Below are 20,083 nucleotides of genomic sequence, written 5' to 3'. Positions count from 1 at the left end.
TGGGCGAGAACCGCAGAAATGTTGAGGTTGTTGCACCAAAAAAGCCACTTCCAATGCCTCCGAATGGTTGAAAAATCCCGGCACGGAACATGCATTGCACCTCTCATAACCAGATAAATATTGGTTATTTGGCGCTTGGCGATCCGGCTGAGCAGATTTCTAAACCACAGAAGGATTCGATATGGTTGGCAACAACAAGCGCGAACTCGCGCTACGCGAGCGCGCTCATCAAGTGATTCCCGGCGGCATGTACGGCCATCTCTCGACGGCGCTACTTCCCGAGGAGTTCCCTCAGTTCATCCATCGCGCGCAAGGCGCGAGAATTTGGGACTACGACGGCAACGAGTACATCGACTACATGTGTGCCTGGGGACCGAACCTGCTGGGCTACAACCACCCAGTGGTCGAGGCCGCCGCGGACGCGCAGCGCAAGCTCGGAGACACGACGACCGGTCCAAGTGAAGTAATGATCGAGCTGGCCGAACTGTTCGTGTCGATGGTCTCGCACTCGGCTTGGGCCATGTTTTGCAAGAACGGAACGGACGCAACAAGCATGGCCATGGTCGTGGCCCGTGCACACACGGGCAAGCGCGTCATTCTTGCTGCGCGGGGCGCCTACCACGGTGCAGCGCCTTGGTGTGTGCCTGAGCTGTTCAAGATCGGCACGTTGCCGGAAGATCGAGCCAGCATCGTCTACTACGAGTACAACAACGCTCAGAGTTTGGTGGACGCATTCAAGGCCAACGAAGGCCAGGTGGCGGCGGTATACGCCACGCCCTTCCGGCACGACAGTTTTCGCGATCAAGAAAGCCCAGATCTTGAATACGCGACTACCGCACGCAAGCTCTGCGACGAGACCGGCGCATTGCTTGTGGTCGACGACGTACGCGCAGGTTTTCGCTTGGCGCGCGACTGCAGCTGGTCGCTCATCGGCATTCAACCCGACCTCAGCTGCTGGGGAAAGTGCTTTGCGAACGGGCATCCCATCTCCGCGCTGCTCGGATCAGAGCGCATCCGCGCCGCCGCCGCCAGCATCTTCGTCACTGGATCCTTCTGGTTTTCGTCGGTGCCGATGGCCGCAGCGGTTGCAACGCTCAAGCAGATCCGAGACACGGACTACCTCGAAAAACTCAAAGCCTCCGCAGAGGCGCTTCGTGAGGGTCTTCGTCAGCAGGCAGTCTCACACGGGTTCGGCCTGCGCCAAACCGGCCCGGCGCAAATCCCTCAAGTCTTGTTTGAAGACGACCCTGACTTCCGCGTCGGCTATGCCTGGGTAACGGCCTGCGTACAGCGCGGGGTCTATTTGCACCCATGGCACAACATGTACTTCTCGGTGGCGCACGACCAAAGCGTCATCACACAGACGCTCGCCGTCACGGACGAGGCATTCGCTGCGATCGCGCGTGATCGCAACGCCATACCGCCGGCCTCGCGCCTCGCCCCGCTAATGCAGCTCGCGGCAGCTCACAACTACCCCGGGGCCGTTCAACCGGCCTGAGCGCGAGCCACCGAAGAACGTCGCATCCTGGTTTCTGTTTGATGGCAAGCGAGCCCGTCGGGCTCGTCTGCCAGTTCAATCCATGCCCGCTCGCCCTCGTGCGGCATCTGAATTTTCAGGCTTGCACCAGCGATCTTCGGCGTGTGACAAGCCGAATAACACCTACTCAATCGAGTTTCCGAGGAATAGATGTCATGAATCATCGCTATCACTTCTCACTGGCCCTGGCACTCATTTCGGCAGCCTCACTCGGCAACGCGGCCGCAAGCCCAGAAGACGCCCAAGGGCTTTGGCTGACCGAGCAGAAAGATGCCATCGTCGAGTTCAGGGATTGTCCCGACAAGCCCGGAGCGCTCTGCGGAAAAATTGTCTGGGACGTCGATGCCGGCAAAGAAAAGGACACCTGCGGTGTTCGCATTGCACAGCTCAGTCGGTATGAGAACGAAGCATGGCGAGACGGTTGGATCTACGACCCCCGGGACGAGAAAAAGTACAAAGGGACAGTGCGCGTCAAGACTGACGAGATGAGGATTCGCGCGTTTGTCGGGACCGAAATACTGGGCCAAACGGAGCGACTTTCAAAGGTGCTGGCAATGCCCTCAGCACCCGCGTGCAAGTCGTAGGTGTTCATCAAGGTACCCAGACATAACCATGATGACGACCAACTTTACCTCGCCCCCCGCATTGGGCGTAATTCTTCTTGTCTATGCAACTGCATCATTTGCGGCTGAGTCGGAAGACGACGGTGTAGCCAGCTTTGCGATCGACACGAAGGTGACATTCACCTCCGATTCCCGCAATCGGGGGATTTCAGATTCACTGAAGGGCCCCGCTGCACGGCTCAGCGTGCAAGCGGCGCATGCATCAGGCTTTGTCGTCTTCGCCGACTTTGCAACGGTCAACAAGAAGCAGTTCCCCGAAGGCAACGGCGTTAGCGCAACATTCGCCGGCGGGTACCGATTTGGCAACCCCGACGGCTGGCACTTCGGAGTTGGGTTGGCGGCGGAAGTCTTTCCCGGAGCGAAGTTCAGTGCGCCGCAGTCGTACGACGCTGGAAGCTCCACGCCCGGCGACTTCCGAACGAGCAACTACAACACGAACTTCGCACTCCTGGAGGTAGGTTACGGCGCGTTCGAAGCCCGCGTTTTCAACGTGCTGTCGCGCACCTATCGGGGGGCCGATACAGGTGGTGTGTGCGGAAGCATTCTGCAATTTTCCGCAGATCCGCAAGCCGCGGCCTCCTGTTATGGTCGAGGCAACCATGGCACCAGGGGGACCTTGCTGCTTGATCTTGACTACAAGTACGAGCTCACCTCGACGACCGTTCTCAACCTGCATGCCGGTCATCAGCGCATGGCAAATTTCTCTGAGGGCAATTTCACCGACTATCGCATCGGCCTGACGCACAAGCGGTGGGGTTATGAGTGGAACGTCGACTGGGTCACAACAAGAACCAAGGCAGTCGAGCTGTACCTGGTGCAGGACGGTGATCGCACCCGCCGTCTAGACAGAAGCGCAGTCGTTCTTTCCGTCTCACGTAGCTTCTGACTAACCATCTGCAGCACTGCCTGCGCGCGTATGTCACTTCCGACAGCCAAAACTAACTTTGAAACCGCTATGCAAACGCATCAAGACCTCAATGTCGGGAAGATCAACACACTGCAGATAGTCGCCGCGGTAATCATCGGTTCGATTGCTGTTCTGATCGCCGGCTTGCAGCCCATACTTTTGGGAGAGCTTGCCAACTCAGGCAATGTCTCAATGGAGGGGGTGGGCCTCGTGGCAATGGCCGAGATCATCGCGATTGGCATCGGCGTAGTCATTGGAAATGCGCTACTTCCATTGCAGCACCTCAGACGCAGTATTGTCGTGGCATCGGTTATGACCGCATCGCTGGACGCTGCTACGATCTTCTGTATGGGGGATTCCGGCCTGACGACGGTGCGCGCGGCGGCAGGCCTGTCGGAGGGCCTTCTGATCTGGGGAATCACCAACGTGATCGTCCGGTCCGAAAACCCAAGCCGCATCGGCGGCCTGTATTTTATCGCCCAAACGGCAGCACAGGCGACCGTAGCTGCCGTGCTGGCGTCAGCCGTGATTCCACTCGCAGGTTGGAGGGGCGGATTCATACTTCTGGCTTGCCTGTCCTTGATTCCCTGCGCATTGGTCCGGATGTTGCCGACTCACATGTTTCCCTTGGAACGCGATCCCGCATCGAGTTTCTTCTGGTCGAGGCTAGAAGCCTCGGCTTTGATCGTTGTCTTCCTCCAGCTGGCGGCGATCGGGTCATTCTGGGCATACCTCGAAGCCCTTGGCCACGCAATCGGGTTCGCGTCGAAGGACGCACAGTCAGTGGTTTCCATGTCGCTGTTCATGCAGTTGCTTGGCTGCTGTGCAGCGACGTGGGCAGTGCGTTTCGTGCGTGACGTGCTGATGCTGCTCAGCGGTACGCTTGTGATCGGGGCAGCTGGGTTTGTTGTCTACTGCCTTGTGCCAGGGAGCAGTGTTCAGTTCGTGTTGGCATGCGGCACCTTCGGATTCGCAGCTATCTTCTTGCTGCCATTCCAGATCAGCCTCGCTTTTCGCGTGGATCCGACTGGACGGGTGGCCATGGTCGTTCCTGCGTTGCAATTGCTAGGAAGCGCATTCGGGCCGCTCGTCGCCTCCCTGTCCGTGCATGGTGACAACGTTGGCTCAGTCCCATTGATCAGCGCAGGATTTGCGGTGGCGGCACTTGCCTTCTTACCCAACGACAGGGTCAGATCTCGTGTTGGCGGGACGTCAACCTGAGCCACTCGTCACATTGATCTCCGCCGTCAAGCCGTTTGGCTGTTACAAATGGCGTCGCGTCCGGATATCGCTCGAGCACTTGAGCACGCCACGCTGTTCGGTAGGACTGCAGGGCTCGTAGGTCGATACCGTCATGCCGGTGCTCGTGCATCAACGGAGGCGACGAAGGTCGAGCGCCCGCCAGGTATGCAGCGCCGATGAGCGTCCCGTCCTTCGCCGAAGAGAAGAGCACGCGGCGCCCCTCGCGCATCGCGGCGATCAAGGAGCCAAGGCTTTCCTGCGCAGTGATGTTGCCGTCGACGACGATGTCGCCACGATCCGGATACGTGTCGAGCGACAGGTCAGCGAGCAGGGCGTAGTAGACGAGTGCGAGTGCGGCACGGTCGATCGCGCCTTCGCGAGGCGCTCCCACCATTTCCCCGCGTCCACCCGAACCCTTCAAGAACCCCTCCACGGGACCAAAGCTCGGAAGCGCGAAGACTCCGGAGTTGAGCACTCCGTTTACTCGGTCGAGGTCGATGCAATCGCGAGCATGGTGGCTCAACGTGTCGAAGTCTCTTCCAGCCATGATCCGGACGCTCCAGAAGGGAGTACGGCTCGCGGATACGTGAACTGTGTAGTCGCGACGGACTTGGGCCAGGACTGGGACCATGTCGCTCATGGACACGAGCCACGTCCCGCTAGAGAGCAAGGTGAAATCCTCGTAGCCGGAACTCTGGTATCGGAAGAAATTGGCGGTGCTGTCGTGAACGCCGCAATGGACACGCGTGTCGAGGCCAACGCCGATCAACGTGGCAAGCCGCGCTTCGATCTTGCCGAGCACGTCTCCAGCGTGCCTGACCGCGGGCATCAGGCGCTGCCACCCACGCCGGTACACCAGGGATGTGAAGCGATCCTCGTGAGCATTCCACAGATGAGTTTGTGCAGACAGGGCTGTCAGCTCCGTCGCCATGACGCCCGACAGGCGCCACGCCCAGAATTGCGCGGCGGGAAGGATCGCAATCGCTTTGAGCAGCGCGTTTGGCGTGATCCGCTCGACCCAGAACAGCTGTCTTGCAAGATGCCCCGATCCGGGACTTATTCCACTGCCGCGCTCCTCGAGTCCGTCCGATTCTGCAATGTATGCCTCCTGCACAGCGTGTGGCATGGCGCTTTCATAGTCAGGAAGAGGCGTCCAGGTCCCATCCTCATTCACGAGGTAGCCTGACGAGCCGTGGGTGCTGACGATGATGTCGGATATCGGTTGTGAAGCCTGCGATCTTGCGAGGGACGCAAGGAAAAACTCCCAGGTTTCCCGGTGATCGGGCTCCAGATAGAAGACGCCGGGTATTGGTCGATTCGGGGCTTCGAAGCTAGCGAGCTTCGCTCCAGTCGACGCATAGATCCCAAGCTTGAGCGTGGTCTTCCCTATGTCCAGCACTGCTATCGCCGCCATTCCTTCGCTCCCCGATTGTCATCCTTGCGATTACGATGAGAAATTGAACAACCGATTGTTCAACTCTAACGGATTGCTTTTGAAAGATCAATCGTGGAAGTAATTTGGTAATTTGACAAAGAAGATGAGGCGGGAATAAACTAGAACAACCGATTGTTCAAATATCTGGTTCCACCAAGGAAAATGAATGGAAGAGACAGAAAAAGCCGCGAGAGCCGACCTCGTGGCTTCGTACAAGAGAGTGGTCGATCTAGGTCTGACGGAGCTCTCTTCCGGCAATCTCAGTGTCCGTTTCGGCGACGGGATGTTGATCTCGCCCGCCGGCGCCAACGGGTCTGATATCTCCGTGGAGAACGTCGTCTACGTAAGCACCGCTGGTGAATGGCGCGCGCAGCTGCGTCCATCGAGCGAGTGGCAGCTACATGCAGCGATTTACCGCGACAACCCAGAGACAAATGCGGTGGTCCATACGCACTCGGACAATTGCGTAGCTGTGGCCTGTCATTGCAAGCCGTTGCCTGGGTTCCATTACTTGGTGGGACTGTTCGGCGGCGAGGAAGTCCCCTGCGTCCCTTATTCGACGTTCGGCAGCTCGCAGTTGGCTGAAGACGTTGCGGGGGCGCTGCGCACGACGTCCGCCTGCTTGATGAGCAACCACGGCATGACGGCACGCGGCCAGGACATGAACGAGGCGATCAAGCTGACGCACCGGCTCGAGATCGTCTGTCGGCAGTACATTCTCTCGCGCTCGCTGGGCGAGCCGCGCATTCTGACCAAGGCCGACTGGGAAGCTTTCTTCGCGCAGATCAACAGGAACAAGTACGGGGCCTAGCAGACCAGTTCTGGCGTCACATAGTGGATGCCCGCCTGGACGTTTTCGGATTCGAGGGCATCCATGGCCATGTCGACCATGCGCCGGGCATCCTGACGGATCATGAAAGTCTCGAACGAGCAGAAAGACGCGAAGGGGTCGTAGTCGAAGCAGCCGACAACCACGCTTTCGGCGGCAACCGAATGAGCACGGGCGAATCGGCAAAACCCCTCGAAGACAGGAAGGCCGTCAATCAACAGTCCTTTCGGTACGTTCTTGCCCTGGCCGTACAGCGCTGCGAAGTTCGCTTCGGCGATGGCCGCGTCATAGCCAATGGTCTGGATCGCGTCGGCTTTCGGCTTCATGCGGCGGCTGACCATGGACTGCTTGAAGCCCTTGATTCGGTCTCTCGTTGCCAAATTGCTCAAGCCGCCGACGAAATGGATATCGGCAGCCTGCAATTCCCCCTTCGCGAGCAGGCGCTCGAGGACAGCGTCCGTGAGGCTGGTTCCCGCGAGGACGTTGTCACTCACGATGGACATTGCGCGCTTGCCGGGCAGATCGATGTTGACGTGCGGGACGCCGAACTTCTCGCATATGTCGTGGACCCCGTCAGGATCGGTCGCGCCGCAGACGACCAACGCGCCAATCGAGTAGGAGATGAGGGTCTTGGTCGTCTCCCTTTCCCGCACCGGGTCGCGCGCGGCGCTGACCACGACAGGACAACGTCCGCTCTGACGCACCCGCTCCTCGAAGGCGCGCGCAACAGTGGCGAAGAACCGGCTGTCGTGCGTCGGGATCAGCAGTCCCACCATTGTCCCGGCGCTGCCTCTCAGCGACTGCGCCTGGCGGTTCGGCATGTAATCGATCTTGCTTGCGTGCCTCAACACGATCTCGGCGGTTTCCCGTGAGATACGGCGCTTCTGCCAAGTACCGTTGAGCACCACGCTAATAGTCGGCGCAGAAATTCCCAGGCGCTTGGAGAGGTCGTAGATGGTGGTGCGACGCGGCTTCGCTTCAGTCATAGGATGCTGGACCCTCCGGTCGGCATTGGAAAACGAGGGCGATCCCCGCGGTAGCGGCGAGGCCCGCCAGGCGCGCTGAATGATACGCGACGGCCGAATGCGCCCCTCCTCGGGGGTTGCAGGCCGCTACGCCGGTGGCACGATCCGCGCTGGCCCGACCGCCAACGATTGCGCCCGCTTGAACGACCGCTTAGCGCGGCGCTCGGAGAACGCGGAAGCCAGCCAGCGCACCCCCATCACGACGATGAGCAGCATGCCCCAGAAAGCCGTCGCGAGATGCTGATTCGCGCCGATAGCATTGGCTCCGGACGTCAGGACCTGGAGCAGCAACAAAGCGATTGCCACCGGCAGCACTCTTCCGAATCCGCCGTGCGGATCCACGTTTCCTAGGAAGCACGCGAGGATGGTGATCAGCAGATAGGATTCCCCGTGGCCCACCCGCACCGAGTTGAAGCGGGTCATCATCACGATGCCGGCGATGGCGGACAACACTCCCGAAAGCGCGTAGGCGGCGACGATGACGAAGCGCGTATTCACGCCCGCATAACGCGTCGCCTCGATGTTGGAGCCGGCCATGTAGGTATAGAAGCCAAGGCGAGTGCGGCCCAAGAAGACGTGGGTGCCGACCAGGCATGCGAGCAGGAGCATCGCCGGGATCGGTATGCCCCAGAGGCTGCCTTGTCCCAGGTGACTGACAAATTGGGGAAGGACGGACATGTCCCCGCCCTTGGTCAAGAACTCTCCTACGCCCCTCAGGAAGATCATCATCGCGAGCGAGACCAGGATCGGATGCGCGCCGGTGAGCGAAATGGAACTGCCCATGATTGCACCACACGCGCCTCCAACGAGCAGTGCCAGAACGCAGGCGACGGCGAAGACACCGACGCCTGCGTCTGTGCCGCCGTTGATTAGAACGATCCAGGCGACGAACAAGGCCGCAATGTTGGCGGTGTAGGTAATGGCGAGATTCAAACCGCCCGTGAGGGTGGGCAGTAGCATCGCGAGAGTGAGGATTCCCAATTCGGGCAGCTGGAACGCGGCGGATTGCACCACGCGGAGAGACAAGAACTGCGGCTCGATTAGCGCGAAGGTCACTATCGCTACGGCGAGCGCCGCCGACAGCGTCTTGGTTTCCGTCGAGACCGCCCAAACGGGCTTGTGTTGGCGCGCGGTCACGATGGCAATCCTTTGAGCGGCTTCCGGGCCGTGAGCTTGAGACTGGAAAGTGTGATGGCAATAATGATGATGAGTCCGGCAACCATCTGAAACGCGAAAGGGGAGACGCCCATGAGGTTTAATCCGTTCTGCGTGATTGCGATCAGCAGCACGCCCAGTACGCAACCCGAGACGCTGCCTTTTCCGCCGCCGAGCCGGGCGCCGCCCAAGACGACCGCGGCCAGTACGTCGAGTTCACGCCCCACCAGGGCTTGGGGCACGACCTCCTTGGTGTAGTGGATCTGCATCAGTCCAGCAATCCCGGCCATCATTCCCAACCATCCATAGGAAAAGTATTGGATGGCGCGGATGTTGATGCCAAGCCTATTCGCCGCCTCGGCGTTGTCGCCGAATGCGAAGATCTGGCGCCCGATTGTCGTGCGAGTCAACAGTATCCAAGTGGCGGCGACGCATGCAACCATTGCCAGCACCGGAAGCTTGATCTCTAGCCAGTCGCCGCCCTCGACTTCGCGTTCGAAGACCACGACCGTCTTGGCGAGCCAACCGGGCAGATCGAAGAGGGAGTGGCCCTTGGTAAAGAACATCAGAAGGCCGAAGTACACGTTGAACGTAGAGATAGTGATGATGATCGAGATGACGCGAAACTGTCGTATTAGGAACGCGTTGATCGACATCAAGGTGATGCCGAAGCCGATCGCGAAGAGCAGGCCGCACAGCCAGTTCAGTCGGCCGAGCGACACGACGGCGAGGACCGTCAGGTACTGGGCGACCGATGCCGCGACGCTGAAAGATATGTCGACGCCTCCGGACGCGAGGACTACCAGGAGCCCGACGGCGAAGATGATGTTCACCGCGCTGATGTTGAGCAGGTCGAGCGCATTGCCGAGCGAAAAGAAGGTCTTCGTTGTCGCCGACAGAAAAAGGCTGATGACGGCAATGAAGGCAACGAGGGCCAGTTCGTTTGAGTGGTTGGCGAAGATCCTACGCATAGATTGACTCTTCAAGTTCCTTGAGTGAAACCGTCGACGGGTCGTAGGTGCCTACGAGCCGCCCGTGCGCCATGTGGAGCACCCGGTCGGAATGCGCATGGATCTCAGATACCTCGTCTGAGATCAGGATGATCGCCAGTCCCGACTGGGCAAGTTCCTCCACAATCTCGAAGATGCCGGCACGCGCACCGACATCCACGCCCGCAGTGGGCGAGTCGAGGATCAGGATCCTTGGATCGGTGGCCAGCCACTTGGCGATTGCCACGCGCTGTTGGTTTCCTCCCGACAGGCTGGAGATTGCGTTGCCGAATGCGCCGGATTTGATGTGCAGGCGGGAGATCCAGTATGAGACGGCACTGCGCTTGCGCAATATGGACAGAAACAGGCCCCTGACAGTTTTCTTCAGCGACGCAAGCACCAGGTTGTCCTCTATCGCCTGGACCTGGATGAGTCCGAGCGAGAGCCGGTCCTCGGAGAGGTAGGCGATGCCACTGCGAATGGCATCGCGATTGGATCGCAGGTTGAGTTCGACTCCGTCGAGGCGGATCGCCCCCTTGTCAGGCCGGGCCATACCGAAGAGCGCTAGCGCGAGTTCCGTGCGCCCTGCGCCCAGGAGCCCAGTGATCCCCAGTGTCTCGCCCTTGGCCAGCGTGAAGGAAATGTCTTCAAACTCCCCGCGCCGCGTGAGCCCGGAAACCTCGAGGACCGCGCGGCCACCCGGCACGCGCCGAGCCGTACGCAACTGCTGCAGGGGATGCCCGGTCATTAGGCGGCTGACATCGGACTGGGTCATTCCCTTCGTAGGGAACACGCCGACAAGTTCTCCGTCCTTCAGGACCGTCATGCGGTCCGCGATCTCGAGAAGTTCAGCCAGGCGGTGACTCACAAACACGACCGCCACGCCGGACGCTGCAAGTCCACGGATGATGCCAAGGAGGTAGTCGGTCTCGGATTGGGTCAACGAGGCCGTTGGCTCGTCCATGAAGATCAGCTTTGCCTCTCCGATGAGGGCGCGCGCGATCGCGACGATCTGGCGCTGCGCAATCGGGTGGTTGCGCAGTGACCTGTCCAGGTCCAGTTCGACACCAAGCCTGCCGAGCGCATCGCGGGCGACGTCCCGCATTCGAGCGTGGCTCACGAAGCCCGGCCTCTTGCCAACGAACTCTCCGATCGCAATGTTCTCGGCGACCGTCATCTCCGGAAAGAGCGCGAGGTCTTGCCAGATGACTCGAATGCCTAGTTGCTGCGCCAGTCTCGGGCTGATCTGCGGATGCCGTTGACCATCGACTCGGACCGAGGCACCATCGAGAGGCTGGTAGACCCCTGCAACGATCTTGATCAGGGTGCTCTTGCCGCTGCCGTTCTCTCCGGCGAGGCAGTGCACCTCGCCGCGGCGGACCTCGAAGGCGACATTGCGCAACGCCACGACGCCGCCGAACCTTATGCTGACGTTGCTGAGCGAGAGAAATGGCGATTCGTCCGAATCGATTGAGGGCATCGGGCTCTCCGTTTCGCTAGTGGTCGAAGTCGAAGCCCTCAAAGGCCCTGGGCCGCCATCTCGTCGACGGTCGTCTTATCGAGCTTGATGAGCCCGTCCACGGTGATCGTGTGGTTCTTGAAATCCGGCCTGACGACGCCGAGCCCTTCGATGACGTCGCCGTCCTTGACGGGGACGCCTTTGATGAGGCGATCGGCCAGAGTGACGAAGACTTGGCCCGATGTCCGGGGATTCCAGCGAAACCCACCGGCGATCACGTCGTTCTTGATCAAGGAGATTCCCTGGCGCGGCGAGACGGAGCCGACCACGATGAACTTTCCGACCCGGCGACGTTCCTCCACCGCGCGCCCGGCGCCGATCGGCCCCTGCCCGCCGAAGCAAAGCACGGCCTTCAGTTCGGGGTTCGCCGCCATCAGGTCGAGCGTCGTGGCCCGGCTCTTGTCGGCATCCTCCGAAACGCCGTAGCGCTCGCCGGCCAGCTTGATGTTGGGATGGTTCTTGGCGAGGTAGGCGACTGCGGCGTCGGCCCACAGGTTGTGCAAGGGTACGGTGAGTGAGCCGACGTAGACGGCGTACTGCCCCTTGCCATCCATTTTTTCGGCGAGCAGCTTCGCGTGGGCCTCGCCGTAGCCTACGACCGTCGCGAGTTCAAAGTCCCAGTCGGCGTTGGGATTGTTCGGCGATTCATGGGTGACGACGAAGATGCCGGCCTGCTTCGCTTTGGCCAGGACGGGTCCCAATGCCTTCAAATCGTTGGGCACGACCCCGATGGCCTTCACACCTTGGGCAATGAGATCCTCGATCGCCTTGACCTGCAGAGCGGGGTCCGTGCCGGTGGGCGCGACCATGAAGGCGTCGTAGCCCAACACCTTTCCGCGTTCCTTGATCCCGACTTCCATCGCGTTGAAGTACGGGATGCCACCGATCTTCACGACCACACCGATCTTCGGCTCTCCCGCGGCAAACGCGCTCCCGGACCTCACGACGGCTAGGGCGGCAATGGAAAAGATGGTTTCTCTGCGGTTCATATGCATCTCGTGGTTGTGTGGTTCGAAGTACCGTGGGATGGCACTGCTGAATTCGGGATTGGTATGAAGGTTAATCCTAGAACAACCGGTTGTTCATAATGGTTTAACCCTATAAAGACCGCCGCGCCGGCCCAGAAGCCAGACAACAAGGCCCAGGCCGCGTTGTGGCTGCCGCCTTTGAAGCCGCCGGAGATCGCCTCGCGTTGTCGCATCCCCCGCGGCGTAGAGGCCGGGCACGGAGGTGGCGCAGTTGTCGTCCATCAGGTGCAGGCCGCCCGTGTCGCGCACCGCGCCTTCGAGCCGCAGCGTCAACCTCGGCCGCCATCACCTGGCCGTCGCCGGCGAGCACGTTGCAGCCGAGCGCCCCGGCTCAGGAAGGCGCACGCCGTGCGGTGTTGCTCGCGCTTAGGGCGGCGAAGACTGGTGAAACGGTTGCGTGCCATCGAGAAACCAGCCCAGAGCAATGCCATGGCCCAGCACTGAGGTCTTCACCGACGACACCCGCCAGCACGGCTACGTCGTAGTTCAGGTCCTTCGGAACTTCGAAGGTCTCGAACTCCGCAAAGCAGCTTCACAAGTCACCACCTCCAGCGAGAGGTTGCACATCGATGACCAGACCCGGATCGAATACCTTGTTCTCGATCCTGCCTCTCCAGTTCACGTAGCCGCGCGGGTTGCACACGACCCGGCAAGAACGGACTCGATAGTCGAACTGCTGATGCGTGTGACCGTGGACCCAGAGCACGGGAACATCGAAAAAGATGTCAGGAAGCTCGTTCACGAATGCGCCCGACGCCCAGTCATCGGCGTAGCGCTGCGCCAGCGAACCGCGATGAGGTGCATGGTGCGTCACGACCACCGTCGGTCCGGCGAACGGTTCGCCGAGCTTGTCGCGCAGCCAGGCTCGCTGCGCCTGATGAATCCGAAGCGTGTCGGCCGCCTGGAGCTTTCTTCCCTGCTTGTCCCGCCATGTATCGGGTTCGGCCGACTCGTCGACCGTGCGGATCAGCGCGTAGTCGTTCAGCAGATTGGTCGCCATCTTCATGGCACGCCCGGCATCGCTGATCAGCCCTTCAGGCGTTTCGATCGTGAGCTCGAAGTCGGTCCACAACATCACGATCTTCACGAACGGGAACTCGCGCAGCAAAGCCTCCAGGCGGGGTAGGAAGCAGAAGTCGACGCCGCCGTTGAGGATGTGATCTTCTCCCTCCGGATGCAGCACGCCGTCGAAGTCAAGGAAGAGGATCACCCTGGAGGAAGAACTTCCGATCCAGTCTCCTTTTGTGGATCCCGCGGCCACGCCAGATGCGAGCCCAAGTCGACGCCGAAGGCGCGGAACGGTGCTGCAGCACTCTGCATCCCTTCCGCGAGATAGTCGATGCTCTGGTGATGGTGACCGTGGACTACGAGCTGGACGCCGAGCGTCTCGGCGAGCTCGTCGATCGCCTGCCAGCCGTGCGGATGTGCTACAGGCGCCTCGTGCGTCACCAGAATGTCGGCGGGCGGGCTGCGCAGCAGTTGCAGATAGACGTCCGGGAAGATGGTGGAGCGGTGTCGACGGCCAACGCCGCCCCTCCACCGCTCCTCGGGACGCATGGACCGGCGCAACGCGTCAGCCGAGGCGAATGCGGCTTCCTTGAGCGGTTGTCGAGGGTCCCAGATCTTGCTGCGAAAGATGCCGCCCAGACCTGCAACCTTGAAACCGGCGATCTCGACGATGCGTCCATGCAGGTTGCGGTCGGCGAGCTCCGATCCCCACAGGTTGTCGTAGTCGGCATCGGAGTCCGTGTCGTGGTGGTTCCCATGGATAAACCAGACCTCGGTGAGAACCAGGATCGGGCCCAGCGCGATGTGCAGAGGCCGACGTGGCTGAATGTCGCCCAGCAGGATGATCGCCTCGGGCCGGAAGCGCTCGACGGCGGCGATCATGGGTTCGAGATCGCCGTGGGGGTCTCCAAAGAACATCAGCTTGGGCGCCGACGGCTCGCGCCCGGATTGCGCGTGGAGGTCCGACGCGATATGAGTTTTCATCTCATGTGCGTCGAAGTGACGACGGTGCATCGGCCAGCCGCGAACCGAATGAAGTGCGAGCGCAGCTCCTGGAAGCTGTCCTGATCGAACGCGCGTTGGGGATCGGTGAGCACGAGCCGCGCGAAGCTATCCAGGCCCATCATCTCGATGAACTTCGCCGGCGACAGAATCTGACGCCCGTCCACCACATCCGAAAGCCGTTGGGTCAGACGTCGGTGGTCTGCTGTGCCTTGGCCCGCCGGATCGGACAGTGATCGTTGAGTTGGAGCCTGGTCCATGGCTTTCCTTCGACGGGCCTAGGAAGCGATATTGAGATGCCGCCGATTCGGCCGAATGGCCTGAACCCCGGGCGTCGCCGCCAGCTCTCGAATCTGCTCGGCTGTGGCCTCCACGACAAAGGCGCCACTGAGATCATTTCGACGGACCAGGCCGTCAAGGCCCAGGCGTTTCAAGGCTTGCTCGATATTCACCATGGCCACCGGCGCTGTAGTGCGGATCTTCCTGGCGCGCTGCTTGAGCAATGTCGCTGCGGGCGGAGGCAGCATGCGTCGGGCAGACACCATGCAGGCGTCGTGCGTGTGGTGAATTGCATGTATTCGATGTCGTTGCGGCCGAAGGCGAAGCCGCGCAGGCAGCTGGTGGTTTTGGCTTCATCAGTCCAGTAGACCCACGGGGATGGGCTGTGATCGCGGCACCATGCGCCGCCGCGGTATTTCGCTGAGGTGCCGGTAGTACGCCCGTGAAGGTCTATCCGGTGGAACTGCCGATGACCCGGGGCACGCTCGCTGGGTTTGCAACTACCTTGCCATGGCAGCGATATCGATGCTGCCGAGGGCGCCGACGTAGAGCCGCAAGTCCTGCACCCTGCCGTTGAAACCCGGGTGGCTGAACTGCGAGCGCCCGACCCAGGCCTGGCTGGAGTTGACAATGTTGTACGGCGCATAAGTCAGCGTGTTGCTACTGGCCACCCGCGCACCATCCACGAACAGCGTTCCGGTGATGCCGGCCAGCGTAAAGGCCACGTGCACCCAGCGCCCGGTCGGCAGTTGGGGGGCTGCAACGCTCTGCTCCCCGCGAAAAGAAGTACCGCTGATCGTGAACTGCAGCCTGCTGTTCGCATCGCGCGGCACGAGCGCCATGTAGGAGATGTCGTCGGATCCGATGTCGACCAGCCGCGCGTCGGTCGCGTGGCTGTTGACGTACACCCAGGCCGCTAGCGTGAAATCCGACAGGCCGGAAGCCAAGTCGGCTGGCAGCGCGACGTGCGCACCCCTGCCATCGAGCAACAGCGCCTTGCTGCCAGATGTGCGGCCTTCGCCCCAACCGGCACCCGAGGCCAATGTGGCATTCCGGCGAACCACCATGTCGGCGGCTGTGCTGCCGCTGCCTTCACCGAAGGCAATGCGCATGCGCAGGCTGCCGGGCATCGTGACGCCTTTGCGATTGGATGGGCCGACCTCGTTCCCCTTGATCACCGAAGTGATCGCATAGAACCAGTTGCCGTTGCCGGGAGTGTCTGTGTAGGTGCACAGACCGGAAACGGTGGCAATGGTCTGGTAGGCACCGTCCAGCGATGTGGCGCGTTTGACGATGTAGCCCGTAGCACCCGCGCTGCCCCACCAGGAGAGCTGGACGCGGCCTCCTGCGATCATCGCCGTCAGTTGGGATGGCTTGGCCGGAGCTACCGGGTCACGCGAGAAGGTCAGCGTGCCCACGTTGGGGTCGTCGCCCATCCACTGGTCGGTTTCCGGCCTTAGCTTCGCCGACATCGCGCTGACCCACGGCGCAGCAATACCCTTGCGGTTCACGTAGTGGTTGTAGAGAACTTCCCAGATCGGGCGCAGCGATGGCTTGTCCTGCTCGGCCACCGCCTGCGCGCTGCCGCTGAAGTTGGTAAACGGCACGAACGGCATGTCATAGGGCCTGCCGTTGGCGTCGGACAGGTTGGACTTGGCCACGTATTCGGCGGCGGCCAGCACGCGATTGTTCAGGTTGCCATACAAGTCATCGCCCTGGTTCCAGGCCATTTCGCACAGCGCGCCTGCCAGGCCGATGCTGAGCGTGCAGTGGCCGGCGTCGCGGCCGGATTCCTGCCACTGGCCCAAATAGCCGGGGTGCATGGCGTGCACGTTGTGCAGGGCCGAGCCGCTGGCCCGGCCGCTCTTGTAGTACGTCATCGCCTCGTCGTAGATGTCTGAGCGATCGCAGAACACGCCGATGGCCGCCAGGCCGCAGGCGGTCAGTAGCGTCCAGGATGCCCACGCTCCGATCGCGTACTCTGCGCTGAACGAGGTCCAACGGCTGCGGAACTCGCTGCACACCGGATAGAAGACGTTCAGCATCATCTGCTGGCAGCGTGCGACGCCTGTGGCGCTCCAGCCGCGGTAGGTGCGCATGATCTCGGCGGCGTTGGCGAACTGGTAACCGTACAGGCCCGCCGCGATGTACTTGTCATTGTTGCCGTTGATCGTCTTCAGCGTGGCGGACCAGGCATCGAGGTACTTCACGGCCAGGTCGGCGTAGGCCGTGTCGCCGGATACCTTCCAGCGCAGGGCGAACTGGTAGGCGCGGCGCAGGTCCTCGACCAGCATGCGGAAATTCTCTCCGTCGCCCCCCCTGATGACGGTCGCCACGGGATTCGGCGCCGCGCTTGCGGACAGCTGCGCGCGGCCGCTGCGCAGCAGCGCATTCCAGCCATCCGTCCAGGGCTGGGCCCTCACGGCCAGCTTGTCGCGCATGCGCTGGAAGTCGGATTCCGTGTGCAGCAGCCCAGGGTGTGCGAAGGTACGGGGGACGCTCTTGTCGACGGCCGGCACCGGTTCCGCGGCGGCGTCATCGAGTGCCTCCTGGGCGAGCGGCGGCAAACTGTCAGCCGGACCGGCCGATTCGTTGCTGCCACCGCCTCCGCCACAGCCGGGGAGCCAGGCCGCCATCGCCACCATCCCCAGCCCCAGCAGAAGTTCGCGGCGCAGGAGGCTCTCGGTACAGTCGTCTGGGGCAGGGAGCAGGGAAGGTTTGTCGTTCTTCATTGGGGTAGGTTGGTGCTCAAGTGTGCGGTTGGTTGTCGAGCGGAGGCGACGCTCAGCCATGCCGCCTCCGTGGGAAGTCGGATCTCTTCGGGTGCCCGGGCAGGGCCTTGACCGAATCGGGCCACGTCGTTTGCAGCGTGAGGAAATGCGCGCGAGGCCATTCGATGAATGTGCTTACCTGCGGCGCGATGCGTGGTGATGTCCAGGTACTGCGGTACGACGGGGACGAGCGTGCCCGACGCCATGCCGGACACGGTCAAGACCGATGGCAGCGCGGCGCTCCTGAGTCCAGCGCGGGCAGCCAAATGCTGCGCATCCTGGGTGTTGCTGGTAAAACACCCACTCACCTTGACGTCAATCTCTGCGTCATCGGGGCCGTGCAGGCACCAGGTGGCGCGGTCAAGCGCCAAGCCGCTTCGGCGAAGCCGTCACAGCACGCAACTTCCACAAACACCGCCACATCATTGAGATCGAGCACTGGGGACTTTCAGCTAGGCACCGGTTGGCTTTCAATCCATCAACGCACACAAGCACGTAAATTCCTTTGCCACGCCATATGCGCGCTCAAGCGCTGGACTGGGGTACGCCCTAGTTCACTGCACCAAGCCCGAGCCAGTTCAACCAATTCGCCCCGCTTCATTAGGGTTTGCGAGTGGGTGTCGCATAAGCCAATATGGTAGTCATGACTATACATTAGTCATGACTACTTCATCTCCGAGTAGTTGCGATGAACTCATCCGCGCGCCTCCTTCGCACTGCCGTCTTACTGGTGCTATTTGTTCGGCCCGCCTTGGCAGTTGGGGCACCACCACCACACCGTCGTCGTCGCCGATCAGTAGGTCGCCATTGCACACGCGTACGTCGCCCAGGCTCACCGGTTGCTCGTAGGCCTCGACCTGGACGCGGTCCTTGCCGGTCCGCATGAACCTGCCGAGCGCGTACAGGGGGTAGCCGGCCTCATCGGCTTCTGCCGTGTCGCGGCACACGCCGTTGATCACCGTTCCGCCGATCCGCTTGTGCGCGGCAAGCCGGCTCAGGATGCCGCCCCAGACCGTGCAGTCGAGCCGGCCGGCGTTGTCCAGCACCACCACGCTGCCGGGCCGCAGGCGGTCGATGTAGTCGCCCCACGGTGCCCGGCTGGCCGCGTTCGATCGGCGCGAAGCGGATGGTGAACGCCTGCCCGAAGAGCTTGGCCGGGCCCGCGATCGGGCGGACGCCCAATGCGCTTCCCGGCAGGTTGAAGAAGTCCAGTGCGTCGGACACTTCGGCCGTCGAGAGCGAGCGGGCTTGCGAGAGCCATTCCGGCTCATTCACATCGGAAGTCAAGGTTGTCTCCTGGGGAGTTGAAACAGGCCCTCAATGCTCAGTTAAGAAAAGAGCGAATGCAATCGGCGAGTTTTGGCTCTAAGATCAGAAGATATGAATCTGAGAGCATTGCGCTATTTCTGCGAGGTGGTCGAAACGGAGAGCGCCAACCTTGCGGCCAGCAGGTTGCATGTCGTTCCCGCCGCAGTCAGCATGCAGATCGCCCAGTTGGAAGAACAACTCGGCGGGAAGCTCTTCGACCGGGCCACACGACCGATGAAATTGACGCCGCTCGGGCGGTTTCTCTATCCGAAGGCGAAGGCGTTGCTGTCCGATACGCAGCGGATGCTGGAAGAAGCGAAAGACTTGTCGCTTGGCCGCTTCGGGTGGTTGAGCATCGGATTCACACGCTCGACCATCTTCTCCGTGCTGCCGGATGCCGTGCGCACGATGAAAGGAAGCGCGCCGAAGGTGCGCATCGACTTGACGGAGATCCTCACGGAGCACCAGGGTGAAGCGTTACGCAACGGGCTGATCCACGTCGGGCTGGCCCGGACCATCGGACCCTATGTCCTGGAGGACGATCTGGAGTGCATTCCGCTCTTCAGCGAGCCGCTGCTGGTCGCTTTGCCGTCCACCGATCCCCTGGCCCGCCGCAAGGTCCTCAATCCGCAGGACCTGGCCGACGCTTCCTTCATCAGCTATCCGAAAGACCCCAACAGCAGCTTCGCCCGGCACACGATGCAGGCACTCGAAGCCGCGGGGGTCAAGCCGCGAGTCGGCTATGAGGCCAAGGAGATCCATACCGCGTTGGGCCTGGTCGCGGCAGGACTGGGCTTCACGCTGGTCGGCAAGTCGGTCGCGGACAGCCACCGCAGCGATATCCGGTTCCTGCCCGTGAGGGGAGTCAAGACCACAGCCAACGTCTTTGCGATCCGCCGCAACGGCATTCCACACCAGTTGGTCGATTCATTTCTCGACATCGCGTTGGCACAGTCGCTCGCCCGCTGACGAAGCGGTTCATCCGTCGATTGGCATCAATCGACGATCAACGACGCCTTCACACAACGTGCCCGGTGATCCACGTAGTAGCCGCCGTACTCTGTGTACCGCAGGACCACTAGCTTGCAGACGACACAGCGATAGACGTTGCACCGGTTGAATGGAAAGAAATCGACCGCGACTGGTGCATCGGGTGAGTCGTAGCGCGTGCCGGCGGGATGGAACTCTTCGAAAGTCGGCTCCTGGAGTTCCTCGTCACGCAATGTACCTTGCAACTCCATGAGATCGACGGGCCAACGTTCGTCGGAAATGCTTTCCCATCCACCGGCATGCCGCATCCGGCAAACGCAGTTTTCGTTGGCGCTGAAGCCCTCCGCCTCAGCTGCCAGTTTTCTGAGCTCGGCGACTCGCAGTCGACCGGGAGTTTCATGTGCCATAGATTCACTCTAGCACCGGCCCCCTGAGA

The 20,083-nt window shown here is 61.4% G+C and carries 19 protein-coding genes and 1 pseudogene; 6 read left to right on the top strand and 14 right to left on the bottom strand.

Annotated features, from left to right (window positions below; genetic code table 11):
• Nucleotides 1-181: 181 nt before the first annotated feature.
• The 4 genes from ACJ7Z0_RS10130 (at nucleotide 182) to ACJ7Z0_RS10115 (ending at nucleotide 4,288) form a co-directional block, all read left to right on the top strand.
• A complete protein-coding gene (locus ACJ7Z0_RS10130) occupies nucleotides 182-1,498 on the top strand; it encodes an aminotransferase class III-fold pyridoxal phosphate-dependent enzyme (RefSeq protein ID WP_434789758.1) in 1,317 nt (438 codons plus the stop codon).
• A gap of 194 nt (nucleotides 1,499-1,692) precedes the next feature.
• A complete protein-coding gene (locus ACJ7Z0_RS10125) occupies nucleotides 1,693-2,121 on the top strand; it encodes a DUF2147 domain-containing protein (protein ID WP_434789757.1) in 429 nt (142 codons plus the stop codon).
• A gap of 28 nt (nucleotides 2,122-2,149) precedes the next feature.
• Complete coding sequence (locus ACJ7Z0_RS10120) at nucleotides 2,150-3,046, top strand: TorF family putative porin (RefSeq protein WP_434789756.1); 897 nt, start codon at nucleotides 2,150-2,152, stop codon at nucleotides 3,044-3,046.
• Nucleotides 3,047-3,115: 69 nt separating this feature from the next.
• The gene (locus tag ACJ7Z0_RS10115; protein WP_434789755.1) at nucleotides 3,116-4,288 is read left to right on the top strand and encodes an MFS transporter; all 1,173 of its coding nucleotides are present in this window, start codon (nucleotides 3,116-3,118) and stop codon (nucleotides 4,286-4,288) included.
• On the opposite strand, the gene ACJ7Z0_RS10110 is transcribed toward ACJ7Z0_RS10115, so the two are convergent.
• The gene (locus ACJ7Z0_RS10110) at nucleotides 4,257-5,723 is read right to left on the bottom strand and encodes an FGGY family carbohydrate kinase (RefSeq protein ID WP_434789754.1); all 1,467 of its coding nucleotides are present in this window, start codon (nucleotides 5,721-5,723) and stop codon (nucleotides 4,257-4,259) included. The genes ACJ7Z0_RS10115 and ACJ7Z0_RS10110 overlap by 32 nt on opposite strands.
• 187 nt (nucleotides 5,724-5,910) lie before the next feature.
• Between ACJ7Z0_RS10110 and ACJ7Z0_RS10105 the strand changes: the two genes are divergently transcribed.
• Nucleotides 5,911-6,555, top strand: a complete 645-nt coding sequence (locus ACJ7Z0_RS10105; RefSeq protein WP_434789753.1) for a class II aldolase/adducin family protein — start codon at nucleotides 5,911-5,913, stop codon at nucleotides 6,553-6,555.
• Here the strand turns inward: ACJ7Z0_RS10105 and ACJ7Z0_RS10100 are convergent.
• The 12 genes and pseudogenes from ACJ7Z0_RS10100 to ACJ7Z0_RS10045 all read right to left on the bottom strand — a co-directional run bounded on the left by ACJ7Z0_RS10100 (nucleotide 6,552) and on the right by ACJ7Z0_RS10045 (nucleotide 18,395).
• Nucleotides 6,552-7,559 (bottom strand): helix-turn-helix transcriptional regulator, encoded by a 1,008-nt coding sequence (locus tag ACJ7Z0_RS10100; RefSeq protein WP_434789752.1) that lies wholly within the window; start codon nucleotides 7,557-7,559, stop codon nucleotides 6,552-6,554. The two genes, ACJ7Z0_RS10105 and ACJ7Z0_RS10100, sit on opposite strands and share 4 nt — an antisense overlap.
• A gap of 126 nt (nucleotides 7,560-7,685) precedes the next feature.
• Nucleotides 7,686-8,735, bottom strand: a complete 1,050-nt coding sequence (locus ACJ7Z0_RS10095; RefSeq protein WP_434789751.1) for an ABC transporter permease — start codon at nucleotides 8,733-8,735, stop codon at nucleotides 7,686-7,688.
• A complete protein-coding gene (locus tag ACJ7Z0_RS10090; RefSeq protein WP_434789750.1) occupies nucleotides 8,732-9,724 on the bottom strand; it encodes an ABC transporter permease in 993 nt (330 codons plus the stop codon). Before ACJ7Z0_RS10090 ends, ACJ7Z0_RS10095 begins: the two co-directional genes overlap by 4 nt.
• Nucleotides 9,717-11,222: a sugar ABC transporter ATP-binding protein gene (locus ACJ7Z0_RS10085; RefSeq protein WP_434789749.1), complete on the bottom strand. Its 1,506-nt coding sequence runs from the start codon at nucleotides 11,220-11,222 to the stop codon at nucleotides 9,717-9,719. Before ACJ7Z0_RS10085 ends, ACJ7Z0_RS10090 begins: the two co-directional genes overlap by 8 nt.
• A 38-nt stretch (nucleotides 11,223-11,260) precedes the next feature.
• The gene (locus ACJ7Z0_RS10080; protein ID WP_434789748.1) at nucleotides 11,261-12,250 is read right to left on the bottom strand and encodes a substrate-binding domain-containing protein; all 990 of its coding nucleotides are present in this window, start codon (nucleotides 12,248-12,250) and stop codon (nucleotides 11,261-11,263) included.
• Nucleotides 12,251-12,372: 122 nt separating this feature from the next.
• Nucleotides 12,373-12,562, bottom strand: a pseudogene (locus ACJ7Z0_RS10075) (pyridine nucleotide-disulfide oxidoreductase); the annotation flags it as partial.
• Nucleotides 12,563-12,821: 259 nt separating this feature from the next.
• A complete protein-coding gene (locus tag ACJ7Z0_RS10070; RefSeq protein ID WP_434789747.1) occupies nucleotides 12,822-13,499 on the bottom strand; it encodes a hypothetical protein in 678 nt (225 codons plus the stop codon).
• Nucleotides 13,496-14,281: a metallophosphoesterase family protein gene (locus ACJ7Z0_RS10065; protein WP_434789746.1), complete on the bottom strand. Its 786-nt coding sequence runs from the start codon at nucleotides 14,279-14,281 to the stop codon at nucleotides 13,496-13,498. Before ACJ7Z0_RS10065 ends, ACJ7Z0_RS10070 begins: the two co-directional genes overlap by 4 nt.
• Complete coding sequence (locus ACJ7Z0_RS10060) at nucleotides 14,278-14,559, bottom strand: hypothetical protein (RefSeq protein ID WP_434789745.1); 282 nt, start codon at nucleotides 14,557-14,559, stop codon at nucleotides 14,278-14,280. Before ACJ7Z0_RS10060 ends, ACJ7Z0_RS10065 begins: the two co-directional genes overlap by 4 nt.
• Nucleotides 14,560-14,577: 18 nt before the next feature.
• Nucleotides 14,578-14,844 carry a hypothetical protein gene (locus ACJ7Z0_RS10055; RefSeq protein WP_434789744.1) on the bottom strand — a complete coding sequence of 89 codons (267 nt, stop codon included), beginning with the start codon at nucleotides 14,842-14,844 and terminating at the stop codon, nucleotides 14,578-14,580.
• Nucleotides 14,845-15,078: 234 nt separating this feature from the next.
• On the bottom strand, nucleotides 15,079-17,310 hold the full coding sequence (locus tag ACJ7Z0_RS10050) for a LamG-like jellyroll fold domain-containing protein (protein WP_434789743.1): 2,232 nt from the start codon (nucleotides 17,308-17,310) through the stop codon (nucleotides 15,079-15,081).
• Between the two features lie 686 nt (nucleotides 17,311-17,996).
• Nucleotides 17,997-18,395 carry an RraA family protein gene (locus ACJ7Z0_RS10045; RefSeq protein WP_434789742.1) on the bottom strand — a complete coding sequence of 133 codons (399 nt, stop codon included), beginning with the start codon at nucleotides 18,393-18,395 and terminating at the stop codon, nucleotides 17,997-17,999.
• A gap of 334 nt (nucleotides 18,396-18,729) precedes the next feature.
• Between ACJ7Z0_RS10045 and ACJ7Z0_RS10040 the strand changes: the two genes are divergently transcribed.
• On the top strand, nucleotides 18,730-19,626 hold the full coding sequence (locus tag ACJ7Z0_RS10040) for a LysR family transcriptional regulator (RefSeq protein ID WP_434789741.1): 897 nt from the start codon (nucleotides 18,730-18,732) through the stop codon (nucleotides 19,624-19,626).
• A 26-nt stretch (nucleotides 19,627-19,652) separates the two neighbouring features.
• Here the strand turns inward: ACJ7Z0_RS10040 and ACJ7Z0_RS10035 are convergent, their stop codons facing one another.
• Complete coding sequence (locus tag ACJ7Z0_RS10035; RefSeq protein WP_434789740.1) at nucleotides 19,653-20,054, bottom strand: hypothetical protein; 402 nt, start codon at nucleotides 20,052-20,054, stop codon at nucleotides 19,653-19,655.
• Nucleotides 20,055-20,083 lie beyond the last annotated feature (29 nt).

This window comes from Variovorax palleresanus (assembly GCF_051144945.1).
Classification (GTDB): Bacteria; Pseudomonadota; Gammaproteobacteria; order Burkholderiales; family Burkholderiaceae_C; genus Variovorax; species Variovorax paradoxus_S.
This window is presented reverse-complemented; position numbering and strand designations above follow the sequence as displayed.